Genomic DNA, 11,888 nt, shown 5'->3' on the forward strand with positions numbered 1-11,888 from the left:
GCGCCGAGCTGAGGTATAATCCTCGGCTTGTTTTCAGCCCGCCAAGACCTTAAGTGGATAGGGTGTTATGTCCGGAAAAGCGCAACAGCAATCTCGTTTGAAAGAATTGATCAGCCGTGGTCGTGAGCAGGGTTACCTGACTTACGCGGAGGTCAATGACCACCTGCCCGAGGATATTTCAGATCCGGAACAGGTGGAAGACATCATCCGCATGATCAACGACATGGGGATCAACGTATTCGAGAGTGCTCCGGATGCGGACGCCCTGTTGTTGGCCGAAGCCGACACCGACGAAGCTGCTGCCGAAGAAGCAGCCGCTGCTCTCGCGGCCGTTGAGACCGATATCGGCCGTACCACCGACCCGGTGCGCATGTACATGCGTGAAATGGGTACCGTGGAGCTGCTGACCCGCGAAGGCGAGATCGAAATCGCCAAGCGTATCGAAGAAGGTATCCGTGAAGTCATGGGCGCTGTCGCTCACTTCCCGGGCACCGTCGACAGCATTCTTGCCGAATACACCCGCGTCACCACCGAGGGCGGCCGTCTGGTCGAAGTCCTCAGCGGTTACATCGACCCGGATGACGGCAGCGTGCCGGCTGAAGCTGCCGCCCCCGTTCCCGCCGCCTCGGACGACAAGGCCGAAGACAAGGACGATGACGAAGAAGACGGCGACAGCGACGACGAGGAAGAAGAAGGCGATGGCGGCCCGGACCCGGAAGAGGCCCTGCGCCGTTTCACCGCGGTCTCCGATCAGCTGGAAGTCGCCAAGAAAGCGCTGAAGAAGCACGGTCGCGACAGCAAGCAGGCCATCGAAGAGCTGCGCGTGCTGGCCGAGCTGTTCATGCCGATCAAACTGGTGCCCAAGCAGTACGACGCACTGGTGGTGCGTGTACGTGAAGCCCTGGACCGCCTGCGCGGCCAGGAACGCGCCATCATGCAACTGTGCGTGCGTGACGCCCGCATGCCGCGTGCCGACTTCCTGCGCCTGTTCCCCGGCAACGAAGTGGACTTGGACTGGGCTGCCAGCCTGGCCAAGGGTAAAGCCAAGTACGCCGAGGCCATCGGCAATCTGCAAGCCGACATTCAGCGCTGCCAGCAGAAGCTGATCGCCCTGCAGGATGAAAGCGACCTGACCCTGGCCGAGATCAAGGACATCAACCGTCGCATGTCGATCGGTGAAGCCAAGGCCCGTCGCGCCAAGAAGGAAATGGTCGAGGCCAACCTGCGCCTGGTCATCTCCATCGCCAAGAAGTACACCAACCGCGGCCTGCAGTTCCTCGATCTGATCCAGGAAGGCAACATCGGCCTGATGAAGGCGGTGGACAAGTTCGAATACCGCCGTGGCTACAAGTTCTCGACCTATGCCACCTGGTGGATTCGCCAGGCGATCACCCGCTCGATCGCCGACCAGGCGCGCACCATCCGTATTCCGGTGCACATGATCGAGACGATCAACAAGCTCAACCGCATCTCCCGTCAGATGCTCCAGGAAATGGGCCGCGAGCCCACGCCGGAAGAGCTGGGCGAGCGCATGGAAATGCCCGAGGACAAGATCCGCAAGGTGCTGAAGATCGCCAAAGAGCCGATCTCCATGGAAACCCCGATCGGCGACGACGAGGATTCGCATCTGGGCGACTTCATCGAGGACAGCACCATGCAGTCCCCGATCGACGTAGCCACCGTGGAAAGCCTCAAGGAAGCCACTCGCGAAGTGCTGGCCGGCCTCACCGCCCGTGAAGCCAAGGTTCTGCGCATGCGCTTCGGCATCGACATGAACACTGACCACACCCTCGAGGAAGTGGGCAAGCAGTTCGACGTCACCCGTGAGCGTATCCGCCAGATCGAAGCCAAGGCACTGCGCAAGCTGCGCCACCCGACCCGTAGCGAACACCTGCGCTCGTTCCTCGACGAGTAAGGGTTCACGGGAATGAAAAATGCCGGTCACTGACCGGCATTTTTTTCGCCTGCGCTTCGGGGCTTATGGAGCGGCCTCGCCCTCCACCGCGTTGGTGGATGAAAAGAGCGCCCTTTACCCTACAACCTTGTAGAGTGGACCGGGACGCGCAGTCAACGCGAAGCTTGTTCACCTGAGCCTAGCAACGCAGCCACCGGGCAATCCTCGCAAAACCCTACGCGGCGGAAACAGACAGTGTGCCAGCTCAGCCCGTCAGCTCGGCGAAGCCCTGACGAATAGCCTCCTCGGGCAGGTTGTCGCCGATGAATACGATCACGCTCTCGCGCTTCTCGTCAGCGCCCCACTCGCTGTCCCAGTCGAAGCCATACAGCCGCAACACGCCCTGAAACACCATGCGCCGGTCTTCGCCGGCGATGCTCAGCACGCCCTTGTAGCGCAGCAGCGAATTGCCGTGCTGTTCCAACAGGCCTTCCATGAAACCGCTGAGGCGATCCAGATCCAGCGGCTTGTCGCCCGTCAGCACCAGGGTGGCGATTCGGTCGCTGCTCTTGCCAGGCAGCACCGGTCGCAGGCTCGGCGACACGTCGGCATTGAGGTTGAAGCCGCGCACATCCAGCAGCTCGCTCAAGTCGATGCAGCCATGCTCGACCACGCGGATCGGCGCCCGGCGGTTGATGCGCTGCAGCCGTGCGGCAAGCGCTTCACGGGCAGCATCATCGACCAGATCAGTCTTGCTCAGCAGAATGCGGTCGGCGAACCCAACCTGGGCCTGGGCGATGGTTTCCTGCAGATGGCGCTCGGCATTGACGGCGTCCACCAGGGTAATGATGCCGTCGAGCACGTAGCGCTCGCACAGTTCCTCGGTGGCGAAGAAGGTCTGGGCGACGGGCGCAGGATCGGCCAGGCCGGTGCACTCGATCACCAGGCGGTCGAAATCCAGCTCGCCGCTGTCGCGCTTTTCCAGCAACACGAACAGCGCCTTCTCCAGCTCGACATGGATGGAGCAGCACACGCAGCCGTTGGCCAGGGTCATCACCTGCACCGGCTCGCTGCCGAGCAGTTGGCTGTCGATGGGCGTTTCGCTGTATTCGTTCTCGATCACCGCGATCTTCAGGCCGTGCTCGGCCTTGAGGATATGCCGCAACAGTGTGGTCTTGCCGGCACCGAGAAAGCCGCTGAGCACGGTGACCGGAATGGGGGAAAAGGACATGAATGCATTCCTCTGAAAGACACACGCCACGACGAGGCGTGGCGTGTGGTGCTTGAAGCGGGCCCGAAAGCCCACAAGGTGATGTCAGCAGCAGCGGATCGGCCGCCCCTTGCCACCACCATAACGTGCTTCCTGACGCTCGCGGAAGAAGGCTTCGTAGCTCATCACTGGCTGATCCGGATGCTTCTTGGCCATGTGCTCGACGTAAGTGTCGTAGTCAGGCATGCCCACCAGCATCCGTGCAGCCTGACCGAGGTACTTGCCCATCCGGCTGAGATCATTGAACACGGGCAACCTCCGGCGCGTCTGCAGGCAGCGCTTCATAGGTGGCTTCGCGGTCGGTACGCAGCTCCTTGCGCCAGGCGGCGCGGCCGACCTTGATCGCGTAGAACAGAACGCTCAGCACTACGAACAGGAACAGCACGGTGAGCGTGGCGTTGGTGTAGGCGTTGAAGATCACGTGCTGCATCTGGCCGATGTCCTTGGCCGGGGCGATGACCTGACCGGCGTCCAGCGCGGCCTGGTACTTCTTGGCCAGCGCCAGGAAGCCGACGGCCGGGTTCGGGTCGAGCAGCTTGATCAGGCCCGCCGTGGTGGTGCAAATCAGCAGCCAGGTGGCCGGGATCAGCGTCACCCACACGTAGCGCTCGCGCTTCATCTTGATCAGCACCACGGTGCCGAGCATCAGGGCGATACCGGCCAGCATCTGGTTGGAAATGCCGAACAGCGGCCACAGGGTGTTGATGCCGCCCAGCGGATCGATCACGCCCTGGTACAGCAACCAGCCCCACAGCGCCACGCAGCCCGCGGTGGCGATCACGTTGGCGGTCCAGGATTCGGTTTTCTTCAGGGCCGGCACGAAGTTGCCGAGCAGGTCCTGCAGCATGAAGCGGCCGGCACGGGTACCGGCGTCCACCGCGGTGAGGATGAACAGCGCCTCGAAGAGAATCGCGAAGTGGTACCAGAACGCCATGGTGTTCTCGCCTGGCAGCACGCTATGCAGGATCTGCGCGATCCCCACGGCGAGCGTCGGCGCACCACCGGCACGGGCCAGAATGGTGTTCTCGCCGATATCACGGGCGACCGCCTCGAGCTGCTCGGGCGTGATCATGAAACCCCAGCTGCTGACCGTGGCAGCGACCGACTGAACATCCGAGCCGACCAGGGCCGCCGGGCTGTTCATGGCGAAGTAGATGCCCGGCTCGATCACCGAGGCGGCCACCATGGCCATGATGGCCACGAAGGATTCCATCAGCATGCCGCCGTAACCGATGTAGCGGGCGTGGGTTTCATTGGCCAGCAGCTTGGGCGTGGTGCCCGAGCTGATCAGCGCGTGGAAACCGGATACCGCGCCACAGGCAATGGTGATGAACAGGAACGGGAACAGCGTACCCTTCCACACCGGGCCAGTGCCGTCGGTGAATTGGGTCAGCGCCGGCATCTTCAGCTCGGGCATGACCACCAGGATGCCGATGGCCAGGGCGATGATGGTGCCGATCTTGAGGAAGGTCGACAGGTAATCGCGCGGTGCCAGGATCAGCCAAACCGGCAACACCGCGGCGACGAAGCCGTAGCCGATCAGCATCCAGGTGATCTGCACGCCAGTGAAGGTGAAGGCCGGCCCCCATACCGGGTCAGCGGCGATCACCCCGCCCAGCCAGATCGAGCCGAGCAGCAGGATCACCCCGATCAGAGAAATCTCGCCGATGCGGCCTGGCCGGATATAGCGCATGTAGATGCCCATGAACATCGCGATGGGGATGGTCGCCATCACGGTGAACATGCCCCAGGGGCTTTCCGCCAGCGCCTTGACGACGATCAGCGAGAGCACCGCGAGGATGATGATCATGATCAGGAAGGCGCCGAACAGCGCGATGGTGCCGGGGATCTGGCCCATTTCCTCGCGCACCAGCTCGCCCAGAGAGCGGCCGTTGCGGCGGGTGGAAATGAACAGCACCATGAAGTCCTGCACGGCGCCGGCCAGCACCACGCCGGCGATCAGCCAGAGGGTACCGGGCAGATAGCCCATCTGCGCGGCGAGTACCGGGCCGACCAGCGGGCCGGCGCCAGCGATGGCGGCGAAGTGGTGACCGAAAAGGATGTGCTTGTTGGTCGGGACGTAGTCCAGGCCATCGTTGTTGAGCACGGCGGGGGTGGCGCGGGTGGGATCTAGCTGCATCACCTTGGTGGCGATGAACAGGCTGTAGTAGCGGTACGCGACGAGGTAGATCGCCACGGCAGCGACGACGATCCACAGGGCGTTGATCGATTCGCCGCGGTTCAGCGCCACGGTGCCTAGCGCGAAGGCGCCCAGCAACGCGACCGCAAACCAGGCGATATGACTGGCCATTCTGGTCATTTGGACATCTCCGGTCGCGGGCCTTAACCCACGACACTCATTGTTATTGTTGTGCTCTGTTACAAGAGCCCCGCAACTATCCATATAAGTACGCTTTGCAGTAATTCGCAAAACTACCCACGGCCCTCTACGTAGAACTACGTAGAAGCATGCAGATCCCGTCAACCGGGCCCTGCGCCTTTGTGTATGCTCTGCCCGCCGTCCATCCGCCGCGGGGCTGCCTGCCCCGGCACGCAGCCCGGAGTGCCCATGCAACTCAAGCACAAGATCGTCGCCCTGAGCCTGCTGCCCATGCTCCTGGCCGTGGCAGTGGTGTGCCTGCTGGTGCTGATCCAGAACCAGCGCCTGGGTAATCAGCAGGCCCAGCTGATCGAGCACAGCATCCTCGGCAGCAAGCAGGCCGAGCTGCAGCACTATGTGGAAATGGCCATGAGCACCATTGCACCTCTGTACGACAGCGGCCGCGACGACGAGGAAACCAAGCGCCAGGTGCTGGCCCTGCTGCAACGCATCAATTTCGGCAGCGACGGCTACTTCTTCGTCTACGACCGCAACGGCAAGAACCTCATGCACCCGCGCCAGGCCACGCTGGTGGGCAAGGATTTGTGGAACATGACCGATCCCCATGGCCTGCTGGTGATCCAGGCACTGATCCGCAGCGCCACCGAAGGCGACGGTTTCCAGCGCTACGCCTGGCAGAAACCCTCCACCGGCCAGGTCGCCGAAAAGCTCGCCTACGTGACCCAGCTCGACCGCTGGGGCTGGATGCTCGGCACCGGCATCTACCTGGAAGACGTCGACAACGCCATTGCCCAGGTTCGCCACGACGTCGGCAGCGGCATTCGCACCACCATGCTGGCCATCGCCATCGTCGCGCTGATCGCCGTGCTGCTGGTGTTCGCCAGCGGCCTGACCCTCAACGTCAGCGAACACCGCCTGGCCGACCGCAAGCTGCAGCAACTGACCCAGCGCATTATCACCTCCCAGGAAGAGGAGCGCTCGCGCCTGTCCCGTGAGCTGCACGACGGCATCAGCCAGTTACTGGTGTCGATCAAGTTCAAGTTCGAGCTGGCCGCTCACGAACTGGACGCCGGCAAGGCCAGCGCCGCGCAGACCCTACGCCAGGGCATCGAGCGCCTGGCGGGGGCGATTGGCGAGGTGCGGCGCATCTCCCACGACCTGCACCCCTCACTACTCGACACCCTCGGCCTGGCCTCGGCGATCGGCCAGCTGGCCAGCGAGTTCGAGCAACGCAGCGGCCTGCGCGTTGCCTATGAAAACAGCCTGGGCGACACGCGCCTGAGCGACGACATGAACGTGGCGCTATTTCGCATCCTCCAGGAGGCGCTGACCAATATCGAGCGCCATGCCCGGGCCAGCCAGGTGACCATCCAGCTGACCGGCAACCCGCGGCGGGTCAACCTGCGCATCAGCGACGATGGCACCGGCTTCAGCCCACGCCAGGCCGAGCAGAGTGGCGGCATCGGCCTGCGCAACATCCGCGAGCGGGTGGAGCATTTCGGCGGCGACTTCAGCATCGCCTCCACGCCCGCTGGCACCGTTCTGACCATCGCCCTGTTACTCTCCGCCAAAGCGCCACAATCCCGGACTGAGCACGCATGAAGACCATCCGCATCGCCCTCGTCGACGACCACATTCTGGTGCGCGAAGGCATCCGCACCTTGCTGTCGATGGTCGAGCATTTCGAGATCGCCGGTGAAGCCGGCAGCGGCAGCGAGGCGCTGGAGCTGGTGGCCCGTGAGCAGCCGGATATCCTGTTGATGGACATTGGCCTGAAAGACATCAACGGCCTGGAGCTGACCGGCATCATCAAGAAGCGTCACCCGGCCACCAAGGTGCTGATCCTCAGCATGTACGACAACCAGGAATACGTGAGCAGCTCGCTGCGCATGGGCGCCTCGGGCTATGTGCTCAAGGAGGCGCCGTCCCAGGACATTATCTCGGCCATCGACGTGCTGGCGGTCGGCGGGCGCTTCTACAGCGGCGACGTGGCCCACAAGCTGGCCCAGGAAGAAACCGAGGAAGGCGAGCTGACTCCGCGCGAACGCCAGGTGCTGCTGATGATGGCCCAGGGCCTGAACAACAAGGCCATGGCCCGCGAGCTGGCGATCAGCGTGCGCACCGTGGAAACCTACCGGCTGAACATTCGCCGCAAACTGGATATCGAAAAGCCCGCCGACCTGGTCAAACACGCCATGGAGCACGGCTGGTCACCGCAAACCTGACGCCAGCTTTCGCGCAGTCGGCGACGCCGCCGCGCGGCTTGGCTATAGTGGGCTAAACCAATAGAGGACAGCTTCCATGAGTGACAACCACGAACGTCGGCGCTTCCAGCGCATCGCCTTCGACGCGCCCGCCGAGATCGTGCAGGGCGAACAGAGCTGGCAAGTGGAGTTGCATGACATCTCCTTTCGCGGCGTACTGGTACGCCGGCCCTGGAACTGGGAAGGCGAAGCCGGCCAGGATTACCTGCTGCGCATTGCCCTCGATGACAACCTGCAAGTGAGCATGCAGGTCGAGCTGGTACACCGTGAAGAGCGCGTGCTGGGCTTTCTCTGCCACCACATCGACCTGGACTCCATGAGTCACCTGCGCCGCCTGGTGGAACTCAACCTGGGCGACGAAACCCTGCTTGAACGCGAGTTGGCCGCCCTCTGCGAAGACGATAACTGACTCCTCCCATCCAGAGCGACGATTCGCCGAGCCGGTGACCTAGCAAGGCCTGGCTTGGCAAAATCAGCGCGCAGCAAATGCGGGCCAGGCGTATCGTATGTACCGCCCCGCTGCGCGACGATACCGACCGTATGCATCGACCCCTCTGCTGTTTGTGCCTGTCGCTGCTGGCGCTGCTTTGTGCTGCCTGCTCGCCATCGCCTCCGGCACCGCTGGAGCAGCAGGTCTATATCTGGCAGCGGCAATGGCAACCCTCACATCGTCAGGTGCTTACGCAGAGCAAGAGCGACTTCACCGTCTTACGCGTGCTCGCTCTGCAGTTTCATCCCAAGGCAGGCTGGGCCAGGGCCTATCCCGACCTGCAGCAACTGATCGCTGACGGTCGCCCGGTAGTGATGGTGATACGGCTCGACGGACAATTGCCGCAACCAGATCAGGCGCAGATTCTCGACCAAACAGCCAGCCTGCTGGCTGAATGGCAAGCCAGCGGGGTCAATCTGCAAGGCGTGGAAATCGATCACGACTGCGCAAGTGCGCGGCTGCCCGTCTACATGGACCTGCTAGCAGCACTGCGCTCCGCGCTGCCCACCAACCTCGCGCTGAGCATCACCGCCCTGCCCACCTGGCTGAATAGCCCGCATCTGGAAGCCCTGCTACGTCAAGTCGACAGCTCGGTGCTGCAGGTTCATGCCGTCAACGATCCACGCGATGGCCTGTTCGACCCACAGCAGGCAAAACGCTGGGCCGATGCCTACGGCAAGCGCAGCGAAAAACCCTTCCTGCTCGCGCTCCCCGCCTATGGCGTCGCCGTGATCGAGGCATCACGACAAGTCGAGAGCGAAGCCCCACTGGATGTGAGCGGAAGGCGCCGCGAACTGCTTGCAGACCCGCAGCAGGTCGCCAACCTTCTGACCACCCTGGACGAGTGCCGCCCGGAAAAGCTGCGTGGCATCATCTGGTTCCGCCTGCCGCTGCCAGGTGACAGACGCGCCTGGCCGCTGGCGACGCTGCAAGCGGTTATACATGGGCAGCCGTTGAACGCCTCGATCACCGTGGACGTGAACCAAGCCGGCCCGTTGCGTGAGTTGACGCTGGTGAGCAAAGGTAATCGCGACGTCGACCTTCCAGCGCGCGTCAGCCTGGCTGGCAGCCACTGCGAAGCAGCCGACGCCGTCGCCGGCTATCGCCTGGAACGAGGCGAAAGTGGTCCGGTATTCGTTCGCAAACAACCCGCCCGTCTCGCGGCAGGGCAACGCCAGGCACTGGGCTGGGCACGCTGCAGCCTGTTCGAGCAAGGAGCAATTCATGTTTCACCCTGAGTGGCAACGCCGGCTGCTAGGTATCGGCGTTGGCCTGGTGCTACCGCTGTCCCCGGCCATCGCTTGTGGACCCGACTTCCCCTATCTGCTGCTCAATGATCGCCAGAACACTCTGGCGCAGCTGCCCGAAGGCAGCTTCACACAGGAGATTCGCAAACTTGGTGCGACGATTCCCGGCCTGGGCGGGGCCAGTGAAGCGACACTGCCGCAGTACTGGGGCACCAACGACCGCCTGCCGGATCAGCGTGACGAGGTGGAAAAAGCACAGTTGCCGGACGGCGTCTTCGAGCATGTTCAGCAATTGCGCACACTCACCGATGCGGCCGAGGTAGAGCGCCAGAGCGTCGAGCTGCCGGCCGAGCTGCGCCTGTACACCGCTGGCGCCGTGGCCTTTGCCCAAGGCGACCACCGGCAGGCCGCCGAGTACTTCCAGCGCGTACTGGCCTTGCCGGCCGAGCAACGCAAGTTGCGCAGCACCTGGGCGGCCTACTCCCTTGGTCGTAGCCTGGCGTTCATGACCGGCGAGGCCTCCGACACCATCGATCCCGAGCTGCCGCAGCGGGCGACCGCGGCTTTCGAGCAGACGCGTAAGCTGGCGATTGAAGGTTTCGACGATCCGCTCGAGCTGGCCATTGCCAGCCTCGGCGAACAGGCGCGACTGAGTCTGCAGGCAGGCGCATGGAGCCAGGCCATCGCCCTCTACGCCAGCCAGGCCATCCATGGCTCCGAAACCGGCAGCAGCTCATTGCGCGAGGTCGGCGCAACGCTCGCTGCCATGGATGATCAACACCTGCTGCCGCTGCTGCAACAGCAGGCGGTGCGGCAATTACTCAGCGCCATGCTGCTGGCCGGCATCCAGCATTCGTCGCTGCCCGCAGAACGCCTGCTGACGCTGATTCAGCAGACGGGCATCCAGCAGTTGGACGACGCCGACCACCTCGCAGCAATCGCTTACCGCGAAGGGGATTACACCACAGCTCAGCGTTTTCTCGAGCGCGCTGCAGATAGCGGCCTGACCTGGTGGCTACGAGCCAAAATGGCGCTGCGCGCTGGCGACAGCAAAGCCGCCAGCCAGGCCTATGCCGAGGCGGCCAAACGCTTTCCGGACGACGAGAACTGGGGTTGGCGCCGTAACGGCGACTGGCTGAACGAAACCCTGAAGCCCAAATGCCGTATCGAAGGCGAGTCGGCGATTCTCGCACTCGAGCGTGGTGACTATCTGCAAGCCTTCGAACAGCTTTATCGCAGTGGTGATCTCTACTGGGAGGACGCCGCTGCCGTGGCAGAGCGCGTACTGACCACCGATGAACTCAAAGGCTACGTCGACAGTCACGTCACCAGCACCCCGGAGCCTGCCGACGGCGAACCTTGGAATTACTGGGACCGCCCGCCGGCCTTGCGCCTGCGCGAGCTGCTGGCGCGCCGCCTGATGCGCGACGGCCGTTATGACGAAGCACGTGGTTACTTCACCCAGGCCGGGCAACAGCAGGCCGCAGCGGACTACCAGCAGGCACGCCAGCGTACACAAAGCGCGTGGACCGATATCGGCCGCGCCGAGGCCTATTTCGAGGCTGCCAGCATCCTTCACCACCAGGGCATGGAACTGCTGGGCTACGAACTGGGGCCGGATAACTACGTTTATGCAGGCAACTACCCCGAACGCTACAACAGCGCACAGGTGACTCCGGACACAGGCCCGGTTGATACGGGTGGCCTGCTATCGGTAGCCGAGGCGCAGCGCTGGAACGCCACTGTAGCCGAACCCTATCGGCGCTTTCATTACCGGTGGATAGCGGCAGATCTGGCCAGCAGCGCGGCGGATCTGCTGCCAGAACGCAGCCAGGCGTTCGCCAGCACCTTGTGTGCGGCCACCGACTGGATGATCAATGTCGATCCGCAACGTGCACAGAGCTACTACCGGCGTTACGTTGAGCATGGCGCGCTGCGCCTGCCGCCAGCTCAGGCCTTCGTGTTCGGCGTGGGCGCCTGCGAGACGCCTGATTTCCAGGCAGCGCGCAAGCGGCAATGGATAGAGCGCGGGCAAACCGTCACTCAAGCCGTACGCGAATACCGGGGTGCGCTGGCTGCACTCTCGCTAGCAGTTGTCGGCATCGCCATCTACTGGCGACGACGTGCCAGGAAAGCCACTGTGTGAGGGTCGCTCAGTGGCGGATACCGAAATCGCAGCAGGCCGCATCGGCCTCGCGACGACGGGCGCGACGGGCTTTCACCACACGCGGCAGCAAATCCAGAAGCGGCTGACGCTTGCGCTCGACGCCCAGGCGGTCGACGTGGGAAGCACTGGATTTGGCGATGATGTCGTAGAACAGCAGCATGATGGCGACTCCTCTGTGGGTACGCCTTCATCCTGCGACTGCCGCCCTGCCCCGC

10 protein-coding genes are annotated in these 11,888 nt (G+C 63.4%); 6 read left to right on the forward strand and 4 right to left on the reverse strand.

Translation table 11 applies throughout. From position 1 onward, the window contains the following. Positions 1–67 precede the first annotated feature (67 nt). A complete protein-coding gene (gene rpoD / locus FB481_RS19705; protein ID WP_147177466.1) occupies positions 68–1,915 on the forward strand; it encodes an RNA polymerase sigma factor RpoD in 1,848 nt (615 codons plus the stop codon). Positions 1,916–2,159: 244 nt separating this feature from the next. Here rpoD and yjiA read toward each other — a convergent pair whose 3' ends face one another. The 3 genes from yjiA to FB481_RS19720 form a co-directional block, all read right to left on the reverse strand. Further along, positions 2,160–3,125 (reverse strand): GTPase, encoded by a 966-nt coding sequence (gene yjiA, locus FB481_RS19710; protein WP_147177467.1) that lies wholly within the window; start codon positions 3,123–3,125, stop codon positions 2,160–2,162. 84 nt (positions 3,126–3,209) lie between these two features. Continuing rightward, positions 3,210–3,413, reverse strand: coding sequence for a YbdD/YjiX family protein (locus FB481_RS19715; protein ID WP_013793040.1), 204 nt, complete (start codon positions 3,411–3,413; stop codon positions 3,210–3,212). Then, a complete protein-coding gene (locus FB481_RS19720; protein WP_147177468.1) occupies positions 3,403–5,484 on the reverse strand; it encodes a carbon starvation CstA family protein in 2,082 nt (693 codons plus the stop codon). The genes FB481_RS19715 and FB481_RS19720 overlap by 11 nt, the downstream gene beginning before the upstream one ends. A gap of 249 nt (positions 5,485–5,733) precedes the next feature. Between FB481_RS19720 and FB481_RS19725 the strand changes: the two genes are divergently transcribed. The 5 genes from FB481_RS19725 to FB481_RS19745 all read left to right on the forward strand — a co-directional run bounded on the left by FB481_RS19725 (position 5,734) and on the right by FB481_RS19745 (position 11,652). Continuing rightward, positions 5,734–7,107 (forward strand): cache domain-containing protein, encoded by a 1,374-nt coding sequence (locus tag FB481_RS19725; protein ID WP_093507201.1) that lies wholly within the window; start codon positions 5,734–5,736, stop codon positions 7,105–7,107. Next, positions 7,104–7,730 (forward strand): response regulator transcription factor, encoded by a 627-nt coding sequence (locus tag FB481_RS19730; RefSeq protein ID WP_093507200.1) that lies wholly within the window; start codon positions 7,104–7,106, stop codon positions 7,728–7,730. Before FB481_RS19725 ends, FB481_RS19730 begins: the two co-directional genes overlap by 4 nt. Before the next feature lie 76 nt (positions 7,731–7,806). Continuing rightward, positions 7,807–8,178 (forward strand): PilZ domain-containing protein, encoded by a 372-nt coding sequence (locus FB481_RS19735; protein ID WP_093507198.1) that lies wholly within the window; start codon positions 7,807–7,809, stop codon positions 8,176–8,178. Positions 8,179–8,309: 131 nt separating this feature from the next. Continuing rightward, the gene (locus tag FB481_RS19740) at positions 8,310–9,497 is read left to right on the forward strand and encodes a DUF3142 domain-containing protein (protein WP_147177469.1); all 1,188 of its coding nucleotides are present in this window, start codon (positions 8,310–8,312) and stop codon (positions 9,495–9,497) included. Beyond that, on the forward strand, positions 9,484–11,652 hold the full coding sequence (locus tag FB481_RS19745) for a hypothetical protein (protein WP_147177470.1): 2,169 nt from the start codon (positions 9,484–9,486) through the stop codon (positions 11,650–11,652). Before FB481_RS19740 ends, FB481_RS19745 begins: the two co-directional genes overlap by 14 nt. 7 nt (positions 11,653–11,659) lie before the next feature. Here the strand turns inward: FB481_RS19745 and FB481_RS23240 are convergent, their stop codons facing one another. Further along, positions 11,660–11,833, reverse strand: coding sequence for a hypothetical protein (locus FB481_RS23240; protein ID WP_167363188.1), 174 nt, complete (start codon positions 11,831–11,833; stop codon positions 11,660–11,662). Between the last annotated feature and the right edge of the window lie 55 nt (positions 11,834–11,888).

It is taken from the genome of Pseudomonas sp. AG1028 (assembly GCF_007993955.1).
GTDB classification, from domain to species: Bacteria; Pseudomonadota; Gammaproteobacteria; order Pseudomonadales; family Pseudomonadaceae; genus Aquipseudomonas; species Aquipseudomonas straminea.

Bases quoted from the DNA above. Each gene is read 5' to 3' on its own strand.
- rpoD (WP_147177466.1), top strand. From the start codon at position 68: ATGTCCGGAAAAGCGCAACAGCAATCTCGTTTGAAAGAATTGATCAGC.
- yjiA (WP_147177467.1), bottom strand. From the start codon at position 3,125: ATGTCCTTTTCCCCCATTCCGGTCACCGTGCTCAGCGGCTTTCTCGGT.
- FB481_RS19720 (WP_147177468.1), bottom strand. From the start codon at position 5,484: ATGACCAGAATGGCCAGTCATATCGCCTGGTTTGCGGTCGCGTTGCTG.
- FB481_RS19725 (WP_093507201.1), top strand. From the start codon at position 5,734: ATGCAACTCAAGCACAAGATCGTCGCCCTGAGCCTGCTGCCCATGCTC.
- FB481_RS19730 (WP_093507200.1), top strand. From the start codon at position 7,104: ATGAAGACCATCCGCATCGCCCTCGTCGACGACCACATTCTGGTGCGC.
- FB481_RS19735 (WP_093507198.1), top strand. From the start codon at position 7,807: ATGAGTGACAACCACGAACGTCGGCGCTTCCAGCGCATCGCCTTCGAC.
- FB481_RS19740 (WP_147177469.1), top strand. From the start codon at position 8,310: ATGCATCGACCCCTCTGCTGTTTGTGCCTGTCGCTGCTGGCGCTGCTT.
- FB481_RS19745 (WP_147177470.1), top strand. From the start codon at position 9,484: ATGTTTCACCCTGAGTGGCAACGCCGGCTGCTAGGTATCGGCGTTGGC.
- FB481_RS23240 (WP_167363188.1), bottom strand. From the start codon at position 11,833: ATGCTGCTGTTCTACGACATCATCGCCAAATCCAGTGCTTCCCACGTC.